The sequence below is a fragment of the Entomospira culicis genome (genome assembly GCF_028748145.1).
GTDB classification, from domain to species: domain Bacteria; phylum Spirochaetota; class Spirochaetia; order WRBN01; family WRBN01; genus Entomospira; species Entomospira culicis.
On record NZ_CP118181.1, the window covers coordinates 1,417,544 to 1,440,460 of the forward strand.

Annotated in this window: 19 protein-coding genes and 1 tRNA gene; 10 read left to right on the forward strand and 10 right to left on the reverse strand. The window is 47.2% G+C overall.

All coding sequences use genetic code 11. The features are described 5' to 3' along the window. Position 1 precedes the first annotated feature (1 nt). Together PVA46_RS06695 and PVA46_RS06700 are read left to right on the forward strand one after the other, a co-directional pair. Positions 2-373, forward strand: a complete 372-nt coding sequence (locus PVA46_RS06695) for a DUF1667 domain-containing protein (protein WP_167695966.1) — start codon at positions 2-4, stop codon at positions 371-373. Between the two features lie 109 nt (positions 374-482). Continuing rightward, entirely contained in the window at positions 483-2,228 is a 1,746-nt protein-coding gene (locus PVA46_RS06700; RefSeq protein WP_212603860.1) for a phosphoenolpyruvate carboxykinase (ATP), read from the forward strand. A gap of 78 nt (positions 2,229-2,306) precedes the next feature. Here PVA46_RS06700 and PVA46_RS06705 read toward each other — a convergent pair whose 3' ends face one another. Then, positions 2,307-2,954: an MgtC/SapB family protein gene (locus PVA46_RS06705; protein ID WP_167695967.1), complete on the reverse strand. Its 648-nt coding sequence runs from the start codon at positions 2,952-2,954 to the stop codon at positions 2,307-2,309. A gap of 226 nt (positions 2,955-3,180) precedes the next feature. On the opposite strand from PVA46_RS06705, the gene PVA46_RS06710 reads away from it, so the two are divergent. From PVA46_RS06710 to PVA46_RS06740, 7 genes are all read left to right on the forward strand, one after another. After that, on the forward strand, positions 3,181-4,731 hold the full coding sequence (locus PVA46_RS06710; protein ID WP_167695968.1) for a bifunctional metallophosphatase/5'-nucleotidase: 1,551 nt from the start codon (positions 3,181-3,183) through the stop codon (positions 4,729-4,731). A gap of 28 nt (positions 4,732-4,759) precedes the next feature. Next, positions 4,760-6,280, forward strand: coding sequence for a bifunctional metallophosphatase/5'-nucleotidase (locus PVA46_RS06715; protein ID WP_167695969.1), 1,521 nt, complete (start codon positions 4,760-4,762; stop codon positions 6,278-6,280). A 357-nt stretch (positions 6,281-6,637) separates the two neighbouring features. Next, on the forward strand, positions 6,638-8,044 hold the full coding sequence (locus PVA46_RS06720; RefSeq protein ID WP_274360280.1) for a bifunctional metallophosphatase/5'-nucleotidase: 1,407 nt from the start codon (positions 6,638-6,640) through the stop codon (positions 8,042-8,044). 20 nt (positions 8,045-8,064) lie between these two features. Continuing rightward, positions 8,065-11,940, forward strand: coding sequence for an ATP-dependent RNA helicase HrpA (gene hrpA / locus PVA46_RS06725; protein WP_167695971.1), 3,876 nt, complete (start codon positions 8,065-8,067; stop codon positions 11,938-11,940). Positions 11,941-11,970: 30 nt separating this feature from the next. Then, complete coding sequence (locus PVA46_RS06730) at positions 11,971-12,804, forward strand: hypothetical protein (protein ID WP_167695972.1); 834 nt, start codon at positions 11,971-11,973, stop codon at positions 12,802-12,804. Between the two features lie 13 nt (positions 12,805-12,817). Further along, a complete protein-coding gene (guaD, locus tag PVA46_RS06735) occupies positions 12,818-14,119 on the forward strand; it encodes a guanine deaminase (RefSeq protein WP_167695973.1) in 1,302 nt (433 codons plus the stop codon). A gap of 2 nt (positions 14,120-14,121) precedes the next feature. Then, complete coding sequence (locus PVA46_RS06740) at positions 14,122-15,360, forward strand: hypothetical protein (protein WP_167695974.1); 1,239 nt, start codon at positions 14,122-14,124, stop codon at positions 15,358-15,360. Here PVA46_RS06740 and rsgA read toward each other — a convergent pair whose 3' ends face one another. Both rsgA and PVA46_RS06750 read right to left on the reverse strand, forming a co-directional pair. Beyond that, entirely contained in the window at positions 15,361-16,260 is a 900-nt protein-coding gene (rsgA, locus tag PVA46_RS06745) for a ribosome small subunit-dependent GTPase A (protein ID WP_167695975.1), read from the reverse strand. A gap of 37 nt (positions 16,261-16,297) precedes the next feature. Next, entirely contained in the window at positions 16,298-17,152 is an 855-nt protein-coding gene (locus PVA46_RS06750; RefSeq protein WP_167695976.1) for a bifunctional 5,10-methylenetetrahydrofolate dehydrogenase/5,10-methenyltetrahydrofolate cyclohydrolase, read from the reverse strand. 162 nt (positions 17,153-17,314) lie between these two features. On the opposite strand from PVA46_RS06750, the gene PVA46_RS06755 reads away from it, so the two are divergent. Then, positions 17,315-18,952 carry an ABC-F family ATP-binding cassette domain-containing protein gene (locus PVA46_RS06755; RefSeq protein WP_167695977.1) on the forward strand — a complete coding sequence of 546 codons (1,638 nt, stop codon included), beginning with the start codon at positions 17,315-17,317 and terminating at the stop codon, positions 18,950-18,952. 109 nt (positions 18,953-19,061) lie between these two features. Here the strand turns inward: PVA46_RS06755 and PVA46_RS06760 are convergent. The 7 genes from PVA46_RS06760 to secY all read right to left on the reverse strand — a co-directional run bounded on the left by PVA46_RS06760 (position 19,062) and on the right by secY (position 22,872). Beyond that, positions 19,062-19,135, reverse strand: a tRNA-Ile gene (locus tag PVA46_RS06760). 36 nt (positions 19,136-19,171) lie between these two features. Next, positions 19,172-19,567 (reverse strand): 50S ribosomal protein L17, encoded by a 396-nt coding sequence (gene rplQ, locus PVA46_RS06765; protein WP_167695978.1) that lies wholly within the window; start codon positions 19,565-19,567, stop codon positions 19,172-19,174. A gap of 3 nt (positions 19,568-19,570) precedes the next feature. After that, complete coding sequence (locus tag PVA46_RS06770) at positions 19,571-20,620, reverse strand: DNA-directed RNA polymerase subunit alpha (RefSeq protein ID WP_167695979.1); 1,050 nt, start codon at positions 20,618-20,620, stop codon at positions 19,571-19,573. A gap of 16 nt (positions 20,621-20,636) precedes the next feature. Beyond that, positions 20,637-21,014, reverse strand: a complete 378-nt coding sequence (rpsK, locus tag PVA46_RS06775; protein WP_167695980.1) for a 30S ribosomal protein S11 — start codon at positions 21,012-21,014, stop codon at positions 20,637-20,639. Positions 21,015-21,030: 16 nt separating this feature from the next. After that, positions 21,031-21,396: a 30S ribosomal protein S13 gene (gene rpsM / locus PVA46_RS06780; protein ID WP_167695981.1), complete on the reverse strand. Its 366-nt coding sequence runs from the start codon at positions 21,394-21,396 to the stop codon at positions 21,031-21,033. Between the two features lie 13 nt (positions 21,397-21,409). Next, complete coding sequence (rpmJ, locus tag PVA46_RS06785) at positions 21,410-21,523, reverse strand: 50S ribosomal protein L36 (protein WP_167695982.1); 114 nt, start codon at positions 21,521-21,523, stop codon at positions 21,410-21,412. A gap of 11 nt (positions 21,524-21,534) precedes the next feature. Continuing rightward, entirely contained in the window at positions 21,535-22,872 is a 1,338-nt protein-coding gene (secY, locus tag PVA46_RS06790) for a preprotein translocase subunit SecY (RefSeq protein ID WP_167695983.1), read from the reverse strand. Positions 22,873-22,917: the final 45 nt, after the last annotated feature.

Sequence of the window (22,917 nt, forward strand, 5' to 3'; positions counted from 1 at the left end):
CATGAACGAACTTCAAGAAGTCATCTGTATTATCTGCCCCAAAGGCTGTCATATTGAGGTCGATCGCCGACAAGAGCCATGGGAATTTAGTGGCAATAGTTGCAAGCGTGGCCCGATTTATGCGCAAAAAGAGCTTACCGCCCCCAGCCGAATGCTCACCACCACAATCGCCATTAAGGGAGCGATTGTTCCGCGCTTACCCGTGGTTACCAGTAGCGACGTACCTAAAGAGCGCATGATGGATGTGATGAAAGCCCTCGCTAAGACCCAAGTAGATGCGCCTATCAAAGTGGGCGATGTTATTGTCAGCAATATTTTAGATCTAGGCGTAGATATTCTTGCTACCCGCACGCTAGAGCGAATTTCTCACTAATATAACATGACCCATAAAGCAGACCTAGCTATGTTGCTTTATGTGGTTGTCTTTTTAATATAATTGTGATAAAATAAGAATATAACCCATCTTCAAGAGGAGATAATTTATGAATGAACCCTTTACAATGATCGATGCTTTTTCTGTTAGCCATGCTAATGCAATCTTAAATTTCACCAAGGACTACTGCGCCGGTAAGAGCGAATTGCTCAATAGCATGAGCTTTAAGCGCGTGTTGCAGATGCACATTGCCTATCTTAAGCGAAAGGATAAGCCCTTGTATCATACGCTTATCGCTATCAGAAACAACGACGAGGAGCTTGCCGAGGATCTCTTAAATATCCTTAAAATGCTCCTTGTGCTCGACACCAAGAGTCTCTCTAGCGCCCACCCAGATTTACAAAAATATCTCCTCAACAAGCCTGCGCTTATCGACTTTGTAGAGACACTCTTTGCCTATTGGCGATCGCTCCAACGTTATGCTGTCATTTACAGCACGCAAGAGGGGCAAGATATTCAAAATGCTTACTTCGTGCAGTCGCACAACGACTTTAAAGAGATGATATTAAGCTCCTATAAAATCGTCATGGAGAAGCTTACCAAGCGTTCGCAGTCGGTCTATCGACAAGTCATCGCTGGGGTCAATGCAGGCTTGGTGCTCAATAGCACCCCGTTAGATTTTGCTACCGATACCTATGCGATTTTTAGGGAAATTCCTGTCATTCAATCGATCTATCTTACGCCACCCTTTATTACCTACTCGCGCCGTAACACTCGCGACGGTATTTTTCAAGAGGTTATGGAGAATCCTCTCACAAATCAACGCCTTGATGCCCAAAAATTTATCTGCTATCCTGCCAAAGTGGGCAAGTATCTTGCGCTTGTCTACTTTCATACCGACTTTATGGCGATGGGTATCACCCTTGCCAACCTCTTTGAGATGGCAAGTCCTGCCGAAGTCCATAGCCGAAAACCCGATCTCATCTATGCCTATGGGGTAGAAGATGGCAAGCAGGGCACCGCGTTCTATCACGATAAAGAACGCAACATGATGGTAGGCTACGCCTCTTACAGCGAGGAGATCGACTACTTTGGCTACATGAAGAAGATGCTCCTCACGCTTCATAATGTTAAAGGCATTAATGGGCAAGGACTCCCCTTGCACGGTGCGATGGCGGTTATCACCATGAATAATGATGTAACTAAGCACGTGGTGATTATTGGAGATAGCGGAGCTGGAAAATCTGAAACACTAGAGGCTCTGCGCGGACTAGAGGATAATGGCATTAAAGAGATCAAAATTATCTTTGACGACATGGGCATTATCTACGACGAAGGTGGACAAGTACGCGCCTACGGTACTGAGATTGGTGCGTTTGTGCGTTTAGATGACCTTGACCCCAGCTATGCCTATAGTGAGATCGATCGGGCTATCTTTATGAACCCCGATCGCATCAACGCACGCGTGGTGATTCCCGTAGCTACCTATGAAGAGATTGTTCGTGGCTACCCCATCGACCTCTTCTTATACGCCAACAATTACAGCGACGATCCCAATAATGCGATGGATATTATGACCAATCTTGAGGAGGCTAAGCAAGTCTTCATCGACGGCGCACGCATGGCAAAAGGGACAACCCAAGAGGTGGGCTTGGTGAAATCGTACTTTGCCAACCCCTTTGGCCCAGTGCAACGTAAGGAGCAAACCGATAAGCTTTTGGATCAATTCTTTACTCTATTGGCGAAGAATCGTACCGAAATTGGGCAACTCAAGACGCGTCTTGGTATTAAAGGCAACGAAACATCTGGCCCTAAGGATGCGGCTATCGCACTGCTTGCCTATCTTAATAAATAACTAATCAAAAAAAGATAAGCGCCTAGTACATAATATGATACGTGCTAGGTGCTTATTTTCTATTAATAAGGATGACCTTTATAATAGCTGTGCGCCCTCAATCTTCACTAACCCAGTAAGTAGGTCTGTACGATCCGAGCCGGCAGGAAGGCGAATCGTTATCTTCATCACGCCAGTCTCCTTACGGGCGATACGCTCAACTTTTCCACCAAATTCGCCAACAAGATCCAACAACGGCGCAAGCGCACTTACTTGATCGACGCGTATCTTAATAAAGCGCAAGTTGCGTTGGCGATGCGATAACCAGCGCTCAAAGTCGGTGGAGACGTGCAAGAGAATCAGCACTAAAATCGTTGCGCTAATCGCCAAAAAGTAATACCCGATACCCACCGCCAAGCCTAAGCCCGCCGTAAGCCAGATGATCGCCGCCGAGGTGAGCCCAATGATCGCTTTGCGTTGCGTAATCAAAATCGTACCCGCGCCGATAAAGCCCACCCCACTCACCACTTGCGAGGCTAAACGCGTCATATCTATCTGCTCACTCACAAATCGATGCCCGTAATCACCGATAATCATAATCAGACTCGCGCCCAAGCTCACTAAGGCGTGCGTTTTAATCCCCGCTGGTTTATCCTCTTTGCTACGTTGTAAGCCAATCAAAAAGCCCAAAATCAACGCCACACTCATTCTTAATAATACATCTAGGTGATATGTCCATTCTATCATGACACAAATATCGTCAAAAAAAGAAAAAATTGCAAGAAAACCCCTTTACCTTTGCCCAAAAGAGGTGTACATTAATCATGTATCCATTTTTAATCACTTTTTTCAAAGAACGATATTTGCTGTTGGCTATATCGTTCTTTTTTTGTAAAATTCTATAAAATAGATTGCATTTTTTCCCATTATCATGTTATAATAGAAATAATTCATAATGTGAGGAGTCTCCCAAATGATGAAAAAATGGTTTATCCCTTTATTAATCGTCGCGCTCTTTGGTGCTTGCCAGAAAGAGAAGCCATCTTTAGTGCTAGAGGTTATCAGCACCACCGACGTACACGGCTATGCATTAAGCCCCAACGAAGAGACCATCGGCTATGCCACCATCGCCAACTACACCGAAATGGTGCGCGAGGCACATCCGCATGTACTACTCCTAGATGCTGGCGATTATCTCCAAGGTAGCGCGCTAACCAATCTTACCGAAGGTGCGGATGTCATTCAAGTGATGAACGCCATGCACTACGACGCAGTAACCGTGGGGAATCATGAATTTGACTTTGGCTGGGAGAATCTGCTGCAACGTCAAAGCGAGGCAACCTTTCCGCTCATTACTGCGAATGTCCAACAAGTGGGAGTAGGTAGCCCCTTTGCTAGCCATCAAACCATCGAGAAAGGTGGCGTAAAAATTGCCATTGTCGGTCTAACCACACCAGAGACAAGCTGGAAAACCTCCGCGCAAAATGTGGAAGGATGGCAATTCCTCGATCCCATCACGACGCTTACCCCGCTCATCAATCAATTGAAAAAAGAGCATGCGATCATCATCGTCCTTGCGCACCTAGGCGAAGAGGGCGAATATCGCGCTTCCGACCTCGCTCATGCGATTCCTGCTATTGATCTAATTATTGATGGGCACGATCATACGCCGACGATCACCCTTGGTAACGCCGAAAACAACTTCACGCCCAGCTATGGTAAACGTATCGGAAATACACTTATCGTAAATAGTGGCGGAAACGCCCAATACCTCGCGCATACAACCATTACCCTCGAGAAGGGAAAAGTTGTTGATATTAGCGCCAAAATTCTTAATGCTTCTGACGAGGAACTTAACGCAGGGTATACCATGCGTCCTAACGCCCAACAGGTTGTCGCCCTGCTTGAAGAGATTCATCAACGCTCCCAAGTCATTTTACAGCAAGTCGTTAGCTACTCCCCCATCTACCTAGATGGCACGCGCGAGGTGGTTCGCATGCAAGAGAGCGCATTGGGTCGCCTAATTGCCGATAGCTATCGCTATGAAGCCCAAACCGATATCGCCCTCATGAACGGCGGAGGTATTCGCACCTCTATCGATGCAGGTGATATCACCTTACAAGATCTGCTTAGCGTGCTTCCCTTTAATAATACCGTGGTGCGCATTGACCTTACTGGAGCGGAGATAAGAACAGCGCTGGAGCATGGGCTTAGTCAATACCCCGATGCCAATGGTGCCTTCATTCACGGATCGGGCTTTACCTATAGCTATGATCTCTCTGCACCAGTTGGATCTCGCGTGGTGGATATCTGGATAGCCGAGACACTTATCGATCCGCAAGCAACCTACTCTTTAGCGCTCTTGAACTTTCTAGCGACGGGGGGTGATGGCTTTACCATGCTCGATAAGCCAATTGTTGGTGAATTCTCTAGCGATGCGGACATTCTTATTCGTTACATCAAAGCCTACCCCGAAGAGGCATTTACCTTGATTGAAGCGCCACGTAGTTGGCAAACATCATAAATTATGTAGACAATATTTTGGAGTTACCATGAGTAAAGTAAAACCCATCATTCTTCTTACTGGTCTTCTGGCTCTGTTGAGCGGATGTAGCAAGCAAAAAGCCTCGTTTGAGCTGGAAATTATTACCACGTCTAACCTTAGTGGACAGGCGCTCACGCCATCTGAGGAGAATATCAATTATACCACCATTGCCAATTACAAAGCATTCTTGCAAGAAGAGCAGGAGAATGTCTTGCTCTTTGATTTGGGCGATTACATCCACGGCACGGCGATTGCTAATTTTGATAAAGGTCTAAATGTGGTTAAGGTGATGAACGCGGTGGGATATGATGCAGCGACGATAGGTAATCTTGAATTTAACTTTGGTGGCGCCCAGCTAGCCATCCTAAAATCTGAAGCTGACTTTCCAATTTTAGTAGGTAATGTGCGTAAACGCGGGGAGATGGAGAGTTTTCCCCAATACAAATCCTTTACCATAAATGGTGCGCGCATTGCTGTGGTGGGTGTAACAACGCCAGACATTCAATGGAAGGTTGCGCAGAAGAATATCGAGGGGTGGGAGGTGAGTGATCCTATCAAAGTATTAAAAGAGATCATTCCAAAACTACGTAAGGAGCATGACTTTATCATTCTCCTCTCCCACCTAGGCGACGAAGGGGAGATCACCCCGGCCATTCTCGCTGAACGCGTTAATGGGATTGATCTAATCATCGACCAACACGATCCCACAATCCCTGCAGAAGGAACAGTTGTCGGAAAAACCACAATCCTTAGTGGCTTTATCGATGCCCATGGCTTGCTCCACACCTCCATTGCGGTGGAAAAGGGCAATATCACAGCAATCGTAAACCGCCCGCTAGACCTCTCTGCCGAAGAGCTTAACGCTGGGTACACCTTGCGCGAATCGGCACAAAGCGTCCAAGTGTTATTACGTAATATCAATCGTGGCTTTGACGACTTTCTAAATACCGTCTTGAGTTTTAGCTCTATCTACCTTGACGGAACCAGAGAGAGCGTACGCACATCAGAAACAAACCTAGGTCGCCTTATTGCCGATGGGTTGAGAGCCGATGCCGGCACACAATTGGCCTTTATGAATGGCGGAGGAATTCGTAGTTCGATGAATGCAGGTGATATCACCTTTGGGAACATCCTAAGCGTGCTACCCTTTGACGGCGATATCGTAAGTATCGAAGTTACCGGGCAAGATCTCAAAGATGCCCTAGAACATGGTCTCCGTGAATATCCAGAACCCAATGCCGGCTTTCCTCATGTATCAGGTTTTACGTATAGCTATAACCTCTCTGCTCCTGCTGGTAGCCGTATTGTAGAGATATGGATAGACGAAAAACCCATCAACCTTGAGGCTACCTACACCATCGCGCTTCTGGACTTCTTAGCAACAGGTGGCGATGGATACACCATGTTTAAAAAGCCCATCATTCAAACCTTTAGTAAAGAGGCTGATGCCTTCACGTCCTATATCCGCAATGGATCTGAAGAGATCTTTACACGTGTTACCCAGCCACGTAGCTGGTCTGCCCAATAGTTCATACGCTCTATCCTCCGCGCTAGGCGGATAGAGCTTTACAAAGCGCGCTAAATATGCTATCATGGGCGCATTATCAACATCAAATAGGAGTTCGTCATATGCTAGAAAATCCTCCTCATATTCTTCCTAACATCGCTTGAATATATTCCATTTCTATATTAATTTCTATACAAGAGACCTCTTGCTGTTACACAATATTTGGTTGATATACTCTAAAATAAAGCAGGTTAGCTTCCCATGAGATACATATTTTTTTCTTTGCTATTACTTACACTTTTGATTAGTTGCCCAAAAACCAAGGAGCCAAAAATCCATGAGCTTCACATTCTAAGCACGGGCGACACTTATGGTTATATGCTCTTAGATCAGCAACAAAATATTCACTATGATCAACTCCTTGCCTATAAACTTGCACTAGAAGAGCAAGGGCATCAGGTTATCCTCCTAGACTCAGGCAATACCATTCAGGGCTCTCTGTTCACCAACATGAAAAAAGGCGAGACCACCATCGAGGTGATGAATATGGTAGGTTATGATGCCATCAATGTCGGCTACCACGATATGATCTTTGGCGATCAGCAATGGCGTAATCTTCATCAAATTGCCTCCTTTCCGATCCTTAGCAGTAACTTAATCTGGAATGAAGATCCGATCACCTTACCCTATACGATGTTTACTGTCGATCAGTTAAAGATCGCTGTGGTGGGATTAACCTCCCCCCGCGTTGTAGAGATCAACCAACATCAGCTTAGTGAATCTCGCATCATTGATCCCTTTGCGCACATTACCTCTCAACTAGAAGAGCTTAGTACCCAAGCCGATCATATCATCCTCATGACCAGTTTGGGCGAAAATTCCAGCGAAATGGCAAGTCGCATTATTACCCTCTTTCCTGATATCCTACTCATCATCGATAGCGATCACATTCTCCTTGATTCCGATGGGGAGATTGTACAAAATTCCTTGATTATCAATAATGTGCGCTATGCAAAGTCGATGAACCACACCACACTAACCATCCAAGATAATCAAATTCTCACCGTGCATAACAAGCGCTTAACTACCGAAGATTTACACCTCAACGAAGCGCAACAACAGCATCCGGCTGTGCAAGAAGTGCGCGCACTCATGCAACGCTTACGTGCCGAAGCAGAAGCGCTCACCCAAGAGACGATCATCCTCCTTCCTCAACGACTCAATGGCGAAAAAGAGAGCGTGCGCACACGTCAAACGCTCCTAGGTAGCATAATCACTGACAGTTTTCGTCTCATGAGCAACGCCGATATCGCCTTTATTAATGGTGGAGCCATCCGTGCATCCCTCCCCAAAGGCGAGATCAGCTATGCCAATATTTTCAATGTGATGCCTTTTGACAACTCCATTATTATTATCACCTTGACTGGCCAGCAAATTAAAGAGGCACTAGAGCACAGTGTTAGCCAATTACCCGAGGATTTTAGCGGGCTTCTCCATGTTTCTGGTCTCACATATAATTATATAGTTACTCCTGAAGGTAACAGCGTCTTAGACATTTGGTTCCATCAGCGCCCGCTCAATCTTACCAAAAACTACAAAGTTGCTATCACGACCTTCTTGCATCAAGGCGGCGACGGTTTTAGCGTCTTTGAACAACCCATTGAAGAGGAGATCGACAAAGATATCAATCTCTTCACCTCTTATATCTCTAGCTATCCCTACGACACGATCTACAACACTGCGCTTCTGCCTCGCGCGCTACGCTTACTAGAGACAAAATCCTAAAAGGATCGACCATTATCGCTATGAAAGCATCCCAAAAACAACATATTCGGCAGTGGTCGATAGAGCGACAAAAAGAGCGTTGGGCTAAGCGTCCAGCGCTTCTCTATCCCGATAATCTCCCTATTCTCCAGATAAAAGAAGAGATTCTTGCTCAGCTTAAAACACATCAAGTACTCATCATCGCTGCCGAGACCGGTAGTGGTAAGAGCACCCAACTACCCAAAATTCTTTTAGAGGCGGGCATGGGCAAGCATGGGAAAATTGCGTGTATTCAACCTAGACGTATCGCCACCACTTCCATCGCCAAACGTATTGCGTATGAGCTCAAAGAAAATCTTGGGCAGAGTGTAGGCTATCGTATTCGCTTTGATGACAAGAGCCATCCGCAGACTTTTATCCAAGTGATGACCGACGGGATGCTTCTCTCCGAGATCCATCACGATCACCACCTCTTGGAGTACGATGCCGTCATTGTCGACGAGGCACACGAACGTAGCCTCAACATCGATCTCCTCTTAGGATTACTCAAAAAGATCCTTGTACACCGCCCTCACTTCAAGATTCTCATCGCATCGGCAACCATCGACACCGAGCGCTTTTCAACATTTTTTCACCAAGCACCTATCCTCTTAGCCAAAGGCCGCCACTACGTAGTAGAAATTCGCTACCAAGAACCCACCCACAAAGAAGAAGATATCTTAGAGCAAGCCCTGCGCGCCTTAGAGAGCATCGCATTGGAATCTACCAGTGATGATGTCTTGATCTTTTTGCCTACGGAAGATTTTATTAAAAATTTTATCGAGCTAGCAAAAAAAGCATCCAGCAAAGAAAAACGCACCTTCTTACCGCTCTATGCGCGCCTAAGCCAGAGCGAACAGCAACTCATCTTTGAGCATGTCGAAGGGCGTAAGGTCATCGTGGCTACCAACATTGCCGAGACCTCGATTACACTGCCTAATATCCGTTATGTTATCGACGCGGGACTGGCGCGTATCAACCAATACTCCGCCCAATCACGTATCCAAAACCTCCCCATTGTGCCGATCAGTCAGGCCTCTGCCAACCAGCGCGCCGGACGTTGTGGTCGTGTAAGTAACGGTATTTGTATTCGGCTCTACAGCGAAGAGGATTTTCATAGTCGTGCGCCCCACACCGAACCCGAAATCAAACGGGCTAATCTTGCCGAAACCATCTTGCGTATGATGGCGATGCACATCAAAGAACCCGAAGCATTCGAATTTATCGATCAACCGCAACAGCGTCTCTTTAACGAGGGCTTTAAAACCCTATTTGAACTTCAAGCGATTCCGTCCCTTAAAAAATCGCAACGCAAATTGACTCCCCTTGGGCGTGCCATGAGCCATCTCCCCCTCGATCCGCGCCTAGCGCGCATGCTCATCGCCGCCGATGAAGAGGGCGCGCTAGAAGAAGTTACCATCATCGCCGCCGCCCTCTCGGTGATGGATCTGCGTAGTGTCCCCGAAGATAAACGTGAGGTAGCTAAAGCCATCCACCAAACATTCCATCAGAGTGCTAGCGATCTCCTGTGGTACCTTCAATTATACGATAAAGCCATTGAACGTAAAGTGATAAGCCAGAATCAACTCAAACGCTTCTGCCAAGAACAGTACCTGCATCCCATGCGCGTCAATGAGTGGCTCTCGCTCACCGAGCAGATCCGAAACCTCATGCAAGAACGTGGCTACAAGCCCTCGGCTGTGGGCAAAGAGCGCCCTTGGCAAGGCGCCACCAAAGAGAGATTCCCCATCGGGTATATTGCAATCCATCGAGCTATCTTAACGGGTTACTTGAGTCAAATCGGTGTCTATCAACCTGCTGAGGAGAAGCAAACCTACAAGAAAAATCAAAAGGATCGCCCTAAAAAACAAGCGCACTACCTTGATATGCGCATGCAAGAATTCTCTCTCTTCCCGACAAGCTCCCTGCTTAGTCAAGGCTGGCAATGGGTCTTTGCCACCAAGATGTGGCGAACCTCGCGCCTCTTTGCCCGCGAAGTTGCCAGCATCGATCCCCAATGGCTGGAGGATCTTGCCAAGCACCTCATCCAAAAGCGCGCAAGCTTACCTGTCTATAGCGAGAAGAGCCAAGAGGTTGTCTGCACCGAGACCCACTACCTCTACTCCTACCCTATCGCGCAATACCCGAATCGAAGCTATCTTGCCTACAATCCAGAACAGGCAACGCTCCTATTTGTTACCCAAGCGCTCACCCAGCCCGAAATGATTACCACGCTCTTAGAGGAAGAGCTATTTGCCTTTTTACGCCACAATGTCGCACTTCAAGAGAGCCTTGCCACTAGCCAAGCCAAGCTTCGCCGAGAGACCATTCTTCTGGATAAAGAGGCAATTGTGCAATTTTATCTGCCTAAAATGAAGGGCATTGCTAGCGTCGTGGCGCTACGCAAAAAGCTTCAACAAGATTTAGCGTGGGAGGCGAGTCTCTACCTCAAAGAGAGCGATTTGGCGATCGATCCCGATCTCCTTGCCGAACTCCAAGCCTATCCCAGCCAAGTGATCGTAGAGGAGCAGGCGATCGTCATGGAGTATCGCTTTGCCCCCAACCAGCCCACCGATGGCGTTACTGCGATCCTCACCCCCAAGCAAGTCGCGGAGCTTACCGATATGGATGCCCTCCTTTGGCAACCAATGGGTCTCTTTGTGGAGAAAATCACCGCGATGATCAAAGCACTCCCCAAGCCCTCACGCATCAAACTCCACCCCACCGCGCAGAGCGTAAAGACCATCCACCAATCGATGCCTAAAAATGGCAATCTCTTTACCCAGCTTCAACATTTTTGTCAAGAAGCCTTCCATGTGCAGATCTCCAAAGAGCTTTGGCAAGAGGCTTATGGCAAGATAGAAGATCGTCTCAAGATGCATTATGCTGTGCGCCACACTCCCAACGAAGAGGACGATCTCGCTCGCGCAGAAGAGCTGGGCAGTTTAAAAAAACTCTCCTTTTCTCAAGCTAAAGCCCAAGATTTCGCGCAACTTGCCAAGCGCTGGCATCAAGAGAATTTGCAAACCTGGCCGACCCATCACCCCACCATCCCACCCGTGATTGCCGTAACCAACAGCGCGGGCGAGGTCTACGGACAAGCCTATCCAGCGCTCTTTTATCATGATAACACCGAGCAAATCTCTCTTAAGCTCTTTGAGGATCGTCCAAGTGCCGAGAATGCGCACCTTGCCGGCATCGAAGCGCTCGTGCTAAAGCTCCTAAAAAGTGAACTATCTGCCCTAAAGAAGAATTTTCAGCTCAAAGAACGCCACCCCCACTTGGGCTATTGGGCGAGTTACAAAGAGGCAAATCGTCTCTTTGAGAACTACACGCGCATGCAATACGTTCGTCTAGGTGCGATTCGCACCCAACAAGCCTTTGAGGCGCTTGATAGCGCAACTGCCCGTCAAGCGCTCTGGCAAGATGTGGCACAAGATTTTACCGCCTTTACCACCTCGTTGGAGCTATACCATGAGGCAAGAGAGAAGCTTTCTCGCGCCAAGAGCAAAGGCAATTCCCTACCTGATCTGGAGAGATTAGAACAAAATCTTGCATTTTTAGCCGGAAAGTCCGCTTGGTTGTGGATGTCGCAAGCCAAAGTGCGTCGGCTACCCCAGCTCCTCAAAATTTGGCATCTAAGATTCGATCGTGCCCTCGCAAACCTACCCAAAGATCGCGAAAAAGCCCTGCCCTTCGCCCCCTATCACCAAAAAATTCATCACTATAGCACGATTAATCCTAGCCACATCCAAATCGAACTCCTCAAGCAACTAAGCCACATTCTCTACGAAGTGGAGCTCAAACAGCTCCTGCCCGAGAGCAAAAATTTGCTTTTTTCAAAAAAAGAGCTCGAAGAAATTGCAATTATGTTGTAACATTACTCCATAGTAGCCGATATATCTTATATGAATAGGTTCATTTTGCGTAGTATTACTGCTATGGTCGCCATGGCAACCCTTGTGAGTGCATTCACTGGTAGTCGCTGGGACGATGAAAGTGTCGTCATCTATCGTTCGCCCGATCCACTGCGTTATGGCGTGGCACCCGACCCACAGCAACAGGCGATGCGCGACCTTCACGACTTTGGCTTAGGTCTCTCCCACCTCGTCTTACAGTACGAAGAGTCGGGCTTTCTCACCGCCACCCTCATGGAGGAAGAACGTATCGCCCAACTCGAAGCGCTCTTTGCCGAACAACCCACCGCCAAAGCCAGTCACTCGCCCCTCAAATTCGAGGGCTTCTACAGTGCTATCACCTTCGACGAACACGAACTCTACCGCATCACTGAGCGCATTCATTATAATCGCTTCAACCACCAAGTGGCCACCCGCCTCGAACATCCTCACTACCTCTATCACAACCAAAAGAGTGGCATTACCGTCGAATTTAGCATTGAACCCACGCCCATCGATCTGCTTTTAACCATTAGAAATGAGATACGTGATCTCGCGCTATCTCTACAAAAAAACCCTATACCCGAAACACGTGATCAATTAGATTTACTAGAAAAATCCTATAAATTATATGAAAACGGTCATGTCTTACGTATCCATCAGAGCAATCGGTTAGCCTCGCAAGGCTACAGCCAGATGGAGGACGTAATGTTTGTTGCCACGCTTTTGGGCGCCAGGGAACAAGCATGGGCAGGGATTCCCCATGGCAATGACTATCTAGCCCATGTCATTTCTTCTTTACAAAGCCATCCTAAGATGGCGATCTTCTTAAATTCTTTGAACTAAACGGAGCAACAGCATGCATACTCACTACGATTTTGCCCTACGCGGACGCATTTTTACCTTTCGCGCCAATCCTTTTACCGTTGGCGACGAAGCTTCTTATCACTACTACGAGGATGGCGTACTACTCATTAAGCTAGATAAGATTGTTGATGTAGGTAGCTACCAAGATTTTGAATTATTAGAGCAAAAGGTTATCCAATTTGATAAAAATTATATCATTATGCCTAGCTTCATCGATAGCCACTTGCACTATCCCCAGTGGGAGGCGATTGGTGGATTTGGCGAAGATCTCCTTCAATGGCTCGACAAATACGCCTTTAAGGCCGAGGCAAAGTATCACGATATTAATTATGCGAAAGCGCAAGCTAAGCAATTTCTTCTCAACCTGATCGACAATGGCATTACCGCGGCCGGTGTTTACTGTAGTAGCCACCCCGAGAGTGTCGAGGCACTCTTTGAGGCTGCCGATGAGGCGAATTTGCATATCACCGCCGGACAAGTTTGGATGGATCGCCATGCCCCAAAGAGCATCATTCGCCCGGCTAAGCAGAGCTACGACGAGACGCTTGCCCTTATCGAGAAGTGGCATAATCACGGCAACTTACGCTACGCGCTAACACCGCGCTTTCCTATCACCAGTAGTGAGGAACAATTAGAGTTAGCACAGGCACTTGTAAAGAAATATCCTGATCTGACGATTCAGTCGCACATCGACGAGAATAGCCAAGAAGTCGCCAAGACGCTCGAACTCTTCCCCAAGGCTAAGAGCTATGCCGATATCTTTGATCAATATAATCTGCTCACGCCAAGAACGGTTTTGGGACACGGCAACCTCCTCTCCGAGGAAGAGATTAACCTCCTTGCTGACCGAAAGAGCTCTATCGCGCACTGCCCTAGCTCAAACGAATTCTTAGGCAATACCCCGTTGAACCTCTTTGGCTTACAGTGCCAACGCCCCGATCTTAACATATCCCTTGCCAGCGACATTGGTGCAGGAACATCGCTCTGCCCATGGCATACCATGGCAGCCGCCTATCGTGCTAGCCGTAGCCATCGCCACGCATTGAGCCCGATTAAAGCTTTGTATCTCCATACCTTAGGTGGAGCCGAGAGCCTCTCTATCGATCAGATAACAGGTAAATTCGCACCGGGCTATCAAGCCGATATCGCTATTATTAACACTCACGCCACCCGCGCCCTTAGCCAACGCATGCAGACAGTGGAGAACCTTGACGAAGAGTTCTTTGTCTTGATGACTTTAGGCGAGGCCAGCACCATCGATCGGCTCTACGTCTCGGGGGTAAAATTAAAATAAGCATGGCTACAATGCGTTATCTTCAGCTACTTCTCCTCACTGCCCTCTTGCTTGGCTGTAAAGAAGCACCAAACAATGAGGTCTCTACAAGCGACGAACCGCCTGCATTAATGGAAGGACAAGCGCTCCCTGTCCCTACGGTAGAGGCTATGCCCCCTATCCCCGAAAATAAGGTAGCAATGGAATTCTTTTCGGCAAGTGAAACGCCCTCAAGGTGGTTTAAAAGCAGCCTACACTATCTCAATCAAACCAACACACTCCCCGAAAATCGCGACCATCAACTACTCCCAAGTTGGCTACGGATAGGCGAACGCTCTCTAGCCAGCGTGATGGCAGAGCTGAAAGAGCTTACCCCCATCGTCTATATTAGTGAGGAGGCTACACCCGATCCGCGCGACACGCTACGTGTGGCAACCCTAAGAGAAAACCCCGATATCGCCATCTCCAACCCCACCGTTCTCCCAAATTCGCCACAAGAACTTGCATTGTATAGCCGTAATTTTATCGAGTTAGATCGCCTCGACAGGGAGGAACCCATAGAAGCAATGGGTGGCTTTGACTGGACGCACTGGGCAGTGGCCTATCTGCATAACCGCCCTATCATCTACGAGTATCGCACCAAGATGCTCGGCGTAATGGGGAGGATACGGCTAGAATTTCATGGCGACTACCTCAACACCCTTATCTTTATCCCCGATACCTACCAGCGCCTAGATCTAAGTCAGCAGGGGCTACCCGTCTTGGCAAATTTTGACGAAGCCAAAACCTTGCGCGATCTCTTTACCACCTACGACGTTACCGGTACGCTAAAAATTCAGCGCTCGTTATCCAACTTACTCACCATACATTATCATCAAGATATCCTCTGGCACGGCATTCCCCTCACCGTAAATTATAACACGGCAAGCGATAGCTTCGACCACCCCACCATCGAAGAGGCGCGTATCACCTCTGCAACCATCTTTAACTTTGACGATACCAGCGAAGATCAATTTTTAGCATTGCTCAAAGAGAAGACTCCGCTAACCGATACGCAAAAGGCATGGATTTATGCTTTTTACACCGATGCTTTTGCGCAAGATGCCTACTATGATCAGGAGTTTGTTAGCAAATTCTTTACTATCATTGATGATCGTTACGTTGTCTTCCATCAAGGATTTGGCATGACAAGAGAACATATCTTAGTAGTACGTAAAGATGATTTTAACTTTGGCGGAGGGATTTTACATAACTTTCAGTAACTACCACTTTTTGCGGTAGCTGGTGCTCTCTTCTAGCACTTTTACGTAGCTTTGGTAACGGGTTAGGGCGATTGTGCCTTGCTCCACCCCGTCTTTTACGGCGCACTCCTGTTCATCGAGATGTTGACAATTGCTAAAGGGGCAGTGGTGCGCTAGCTCTTGGATCTCGGGCATCGCCAAGACGAGCTCTTCTTGCGAGGGAACAAAGGGCGTAAAGTCGCGCATACCGGGGGTATCCACCCAGTAACCACCGTTGCTTTTGGGCAGGAAGGTCGCGAAGTTGGTGGTGTGGTTCCCACGATTCCACTTGCGGTTGACGGCCGCCGTCTCTTGTTGGATATTTGGCTCTAACGCGTTGAGAAGCGTACTCTTACCCACGCCGCTTGCGCCCCAGAGTCCGACCAATTTATCTTTGGCGAGCGCGCGTAATTGCTCTAACCCGTCGCCATGCAGTGCCGAAGCAAGCACAAGGGTATAGCCAAGATTTTGGTATAACGCGAGGTATTCGCTTAAATGTTCGATGCCCTCGTCGATTTTATTAATCACGATAACAGGTTCAACCCCGCCTTCTTCCGCAGCGATGAGCAGACGATCGAGGAAGCGCACATGAAATTCAGGCGATTTTGACGCCAACACACAGAAGACTAAATCGATATTCGCACAGAAGGTTTGGGGTTTGTTCTGCTTCCAATTAAACCGCTGAAGCGCATTAGTACGTTCGATACGTCGGATAATGAGGAGATCCTTATCCAGCTCCACCCAATCACCGGGAGCGAGGGGATTATATTCGTCGACACCTTGCAGGCGCTTACCCTTAATCTGCACGTGGCGCAACGCCTCTTCACCCTCAAGTTGCACGCCAAAGCGCCCTGCACGTCCATAAAAGAGTCTGGCTTTCATTTTAACACGATCTCCTTATGAAAAAAGAACTTAGCCATCATCGTAACCCCTGCTGTAAAAGATAGGCCTGCACGGTATTGTACATCAACATCGCCACGGTGATAGGGCCAACGCCTTTGGGCACGGGACTCTTCGCCTTACAGATAGCTTGCGGGTCGACATCGCCCACCCAATAGCGCTTGCCTTGCGCGTCGGTCATGGGTACGGTACCCACATCGATCACCACCGCATCCGTAGAGAGCCACTCTTTGGGGATAATCGGCTTGCCCACGGCGCTAATAATCAGGGTATGCTGACGCACCAACGGTTCAAGGTTCGTTGTTTTGCTGTGCGCTAGGGTAACCGTAGAGTCGATACCGGGGCGAGAGAGCATCAGCGCTAAGGGCGTACCGACGATCGAACTGCGCCCAATAACCAAGATATTTGTTGTTGTTTTAATTTGATAAAAATTGAGCATGCGCATAATCCCCGCCGGTGTGCAAGGTTTAAGCACAGCTTGATCAGATATCAATTTACCCACATTGAGCGGGTGAAACCCATCCACATCTTTATAGGGATCAATCCAACTAATCGCTTGATCAAAAGGCAAATGTTTGGGTAGGGGTGCTTGCAGCAAAATGCCATGCACATCGGGATTCTCATTTAACCTGCGGATCTGCGTCTCCAACTCCTTAGATGAAATATCTTCAGCTAGCTCTAGTACCTGTGCGATAATGCCCAGACGCTCCGAAGCCTTGGTCTTATTACGCACATACAAGGCACTGGCCGGATCACGACCCACCACGACGATGGTCAAACCAATAGCGACATCGTTTAATTGATGCCGATCCTTCAAGAGAGCGATATCATCCTCAATTTGTTGCGCAACAGGTGCGCCATAAAGCAGTTGCATGCTCTCTAGTGTACACGATTATCCCGAAAAAGGGAAGATCTTTGTCGAATTTACGGTGATTTTTGGCTAAATAAGAGAAAAACTCTTGCAACAATAAGGAGATATTGGCTATAATAGAATCACTAGATAGCTAATATCATTAGCTGGACAAAGGAGTTTTACGTGATCACTATTGAAAATTTAGTCTTTACTTTTGGACAACGCGTCCTCTTTAAAGATGTCAATTTAAAGTTTCTTCCGGGTGGCTGTTATGGCGTGATTGGTGCCAACGGATCGGGAAAATCGACCTTTCTCAAGGTGCTAGCTGGCGACCTCGATCATGACAAAGGCAGCATCAACTTCGCCAAAGATCAACGTATCTCCGTGCTCAAGCAAGACCACTTCGCCTTCGATGCATACACCGCGTTGGAGACCGTTATTATGGGTAATCAGGCGCTCTACGCTATCATGAAAGAGCGCGATGCCATCTACGCCAAAGAGGAGATGAGCGATGAAGATGGAATTCGCGCCGGTGAACTTGAAGATACCTTCGCCCAAATGGGTGGCTGGGAGGCCGAAAGCGATGCCCACACCCTGCTTAACGGACTAGGGCTTGCCGAACAAGATCACGAGAAGATGATGGGTGATCTCGACGATAGCCGTAAAGTGCGCGCCCTTCTTGCGCAGGCACTCTTTGGCGATCCCGATATCCTTATTCTGGATGAGCCCACCAACGGTTTAGACCTCGAGAGTATCAGCTGGCTTGAAGAATTCCTTATCAAATTTGAAAATATTGTTATCGTTGTTAGCCACGATCGCCACTTCCTCAACAAGGTTTGTACCCACATTGTCGATATCGATTTCGGCGAGATGAAGCTCTTTACAGGTAATTACGACTTCTGGTATCAGACCAACCAGATGCTCCAAAAACAACGTAAAGATCAGGCCAAAAAGACCGAAGAAAAGGCAAAGGAGCTTAAAGACTTTATCGCGCGCTTTAGTAGCAACGCCAGTAAAAGCAAGCAGGCTACCAGCCGTAAAAAAGTGCTCGAAAAGCTCGATCTTAGCTCGCTTACCCCCAGTAGTCGACGCTTTCCTTATGTAAGCTTTCGTCCCGAGCGTCCTTGTGGCGATCTCGTGTTACGTATCGAAAATATGCAACTCAATCAAGACGAGATCACGATCAACAATCTCAATCTTATCGTAGAAAATACCGATAAAATCGCTTTCATCGGCTCGATGCACACCACCAAAACCGCATTCTTTGAGGCAATCATGCAAGAGCGCCCCATCGATGGCGGGAGCATTGAGTGGGGACAGACCATCAAAGCCAGCCACTTTCCCAAGGATAATACCCGCTTCTTTGAGGACTCGCTCTCGATGACGGATTGGTTGCGTCAATATAGCCCAGAAAACAAAGACGAGACGTTTATCCGAAGCTTTTTAGGACGCATGCTCTTTTCAGGTGAGGAGAGTCTCAAGGATGTGCGCGTGCTAAGTGGAGGCGAAAAAGTGCGCTGTATGCTTAGCCGCATGATGCTCGATGCTGGCAATGTACTCATTTTGGACGAACCGACCAGTCACTTAGACCTTGAGAGTATTACCGCATTGCAACAGGGGCTCGAAGAATTTACCGGTGTTATTCTCTTTAATAGCCACGACCACGAATTTGTTCAAGCTATTGCCAACCGTATCATCGAATTTACCCCAAATGGCATCATCGATCGTCGCATGAGCTTTGATGACTATCTCGCCGACGCAAACATCAAACAGTTACGCAAAGAGCTTTGGCACGATCAACAAAATCACGACCTTCTCTAAAAACATGCCACAATTAAATTGATATTGATCTTCTGTCACCTATGGCAGAAGATTTTTTATGCCACAAAAAAGAGAGATCTAGGATACCACGCTCCTAGATCTTCATGTATAGGTCTGCTGGGACTTGAACCCAGGACCAACGGATTATGAGTCCGCTGCTCTAACCGACTGAGCTACAGACCCAAGAGGATAACCTAAATTATCCGCTTATAAGTTTCATTAACTAACTGTTGCCTCTTTTTTTGCAGGAGCACTACTATTAGGCTCCACAAAGGCGATGATCGCCATAGGAGAGGCATCACCACGACGTTGACCCGTCTTAACGATACGCGTATAGCCACCTGGACGACCCACGTACTGTACGGCAACTTCGGTGAAAAGTTTTTTCGCAACCTCTTTATCGGTGATAAACTTAGCAACCACACGACGATTGTGTACACTATCTACACGTGCGCGCGTTACCAACTTTTCCACCACACTACGCAACTCTTTTGCCTTAGCCTGCGTGGTCTCAATTTGACCATGCTTAATCAGCGATGTGGCTAAGTTCTTTAGCAATGCACGGCGATGGCTTGCGTTACGCCCCAAACGATTGAATCCAGTTTTATTATTCATCTCCTACTTCCCCTCACTATCTTGTGTTTTGCCCTGACGCAAGCGCTGTTTAACATTTTTAAAGTCAACCATGCCAAAGCTCAAATCCCACTCTCGAAGCTTATCTTTAATCTCCAAGAGGCTCTTTTTACCAAAGTTGCGCGTCTTAGCAATCTCGTCCTCGCTACGGCTAACCAAATCCTTCAACGTACGGATTTCAGCATTTTTCAAACAGTTACTCGAACGCACCGAGAGCTCTAACTGCTCCACAGGTGTCTCCAAGTACTCGCGTAACAAGAACTCATCCTCATCAATCTCCTCCACTTCGGCGACACTTGATTCGTCAAAGTTGATAAAAATCGAAAGGTGATCTTTCATGATCTTGGCAGCTTCTGCCAACGCATCAGATGGACGAATGATGCCATTTGTTTTGATATCTAAGATGAGTTTATCATAATCAGCACGATGCCCAACCCGATAATCCTCCACCGTAATCGCCACCTTTTGCACAGGGCTAAAGATAGAGTCAACAGCAAGGGCACCGATCACATTGATATCTTGTGCATTCTCCTCGGCAGGAACATACCCACGCCCAAGATTCACCTGAATCTCAAATTCAAGATGCGCCCCTTCTGCCAATGTACAGAGCAGATGATCAGGATTCATCACCTCAATACCCTCAATGGCCAAGTCGCTAGCCATAAAGCTCCCCTCACCCTGCTTAACCACCGCAACCGTAAGTGTTTCGATGTCATCTGGTAACTTGAGCTGGAGTTGCTTCAAATTTTGAATGAAGACAGGTGTATCCTCAATCACATGCGGAATCATCTCAAATTCCGAGGTAATCACATGCGAGCTACCGTCATCCTCGAGGTTGGTGATGCGCACCGCCACCACCGCATAACCTTGAATACTCGATAAGAGCACCCGCCTTAGGCTATTACCAATCGTCTGTCCGTAGCCGGGCTCAAACGGATATGCGATAAACCGACCCGAATCTTGATGATCTTCAAGATGCTCAAAATCAAGCCCTTTAGGTCGCTTAATCCCCTGTAACAGATTTTTTCGTGCCATTATCTTTCCTCTTAGCCTAGATTCTGCGTGCCTTTTGTGGACGACATCCATTGTGTGGAATCGGAGTAACGTCGCTGATACTCTTCACCTTTAACCCAAGAGCACCCAAACTGCGTACCGCAGATTCACGCCCTACACCAGGTCCCTTCACAAAGACATGCACCTCTTGCAAGCCAGCAATATCTTTAGCCTTGGTCGCAGCGTTCTCTACACACGATTGCGCAGCAAAGGGGGTCGATTTTTTGGCACCACGAAAGCCTAATTGCCCCGCAGAACACCAAGAGATGGTTGCACCCTTCATATCCGTGATGGTGATGATCGTATTATTGAAGGTTACTTGTACAAAGACTTTCCCCTCATAAATTGACTTCTTTTCTCGTTTTGCTTTAGCCACTTCTCTTTACCCTACCTTACTTCTTCTTCTTAGCAACTGTCTTCTTCTTACCTTTGCGCGTACGTGCATTGGTACGGGTGCGCTGACCGCGAACCGGTAGACCCTTACGATGACGAAGACCTCGGTAACAACCAATATCCATTAAGCGCTTGATATTCAACGCCACTTCGCTTCTAAGTCGACCTTCCACCTTATACTCATTCTCAATAAGTAAACGTAACTTATTGATATCTTCGGCAGATAGCTCGTTAATTTTAACGCTTCCATCAATGCCACTCTTTTGACAAATCTCTCTTGCGGTCGTTCTGCCAATCCCATAAATATAAGTTAGTGCAATATCGGTGTGCTTATTTGGTAAATCAATACCTGCAATTCTTGCCACTGTTCTCTATCTCCTATCCTTGTTTTTGTTTGTGCTTGGGATTTTCACAGATAATGCGGATCACACCAAAGCGTTTAATGACTTTACATTTATCGCACATAGGCTTAACACTGACTCTAACTTTCATTTTCACCCATCCTATAAATTTCTCGATTGAATGCGACCCTTAACCGTCAACCCGTCATGCCGATGCATCCGTAAATGACTCTCAATCTGGTTCATTAAGTCAAGATCTACTCCAACCAAAATTAACAAACTCGTTCCACCCATCAGATGCGCCACGGAATCTGGAAGACCCATCCAATTATTCAACAAAGTAGGCAACAATGCGATGACTACTAAGAAGAGTGCTCCTGGTACTATAATATAATTTAACACATCTTTCAAGTACCTCTCCATCTGTTCGCTACGAACACCAGGAATAGAACCACCATGCTCACGAATTTGTCGTGCTACTTCTATTGGATTCAACGAAACCTGTGTATAAAAGTAAGCAAAAAACATGATAAAAATTGCGTACAAGGTGTTGTAGAGGGGACCATTAATACGCAACGCATTTAACGCCGATGCCATCGTATCATTACCGATAGCCAAAGGCTGTAAAATTTGAATAAAAAATGTCAAAATACTCGAAGCAAAGATGATCGGAATAACGCCAGAGGGATTAAGCTTAAACGGAATGTAGGTGTTTTGTGCCTGCACCATCTGTCGACCCACAATACGCTTTGCATAATTTACCGGAATACGACGCTCACCCTGTTGCTCAAAGATAACAAAAACAATGATTCCTACAAACATCAGCATCGATACCAACGCCGCAATCACATTAATGTTTCCACTTCGCACACCACTAATAAGCTCCCAAACCGCACCTGGCATCTGTGCAACAATTCCCACAAAAATAATCAGCGAGATACCATTACCCACACCCTTTTGTGTAATTTGTTCACCCAACCAGACCAAAAACATCGTTCCCGCCGTAATCGAGACCATCGCAATGACAAAAAATCCCGCACTAGACAACTGGGGAACAATCGCCCCTTCAATCGCAAAAGCACCCTGTGCCGTAACCGCACCCTGCACAAAGCTAACTAAAATCGTCAACCAACGTGTATACTTCTGAAACTTACGTTTACCACCATCTTCTTCCACCGCTCGCTTGAACGTAGGAAAGACCAACAGGGCTATCTGCAGAATAATTTGTGCCGAAATATAGGGCATAATACCCAGCATTAAGACCGAAAAATTACTAAAGGCTCCACCCGAAAAGAAATCCAAAAAGTCAGAGAAGCCCATCCCACCGCCTGAGGCTGCCGCACGCGACGCCGCAATACGCTCCTGAATGACCGCAACATTGATTCCCGGTATAGGAATCACCGTTCCTATGCGAAAAATCAATAGTAAAATCAACGTGTATAAAATGCGCGACCGTAACTCTCGCACCTTAAATATATCTACAATCGAACTCTTTGCCATCGCCATTTACACCTTTCCCATCTAAGCTACCATCTGAAACACTTT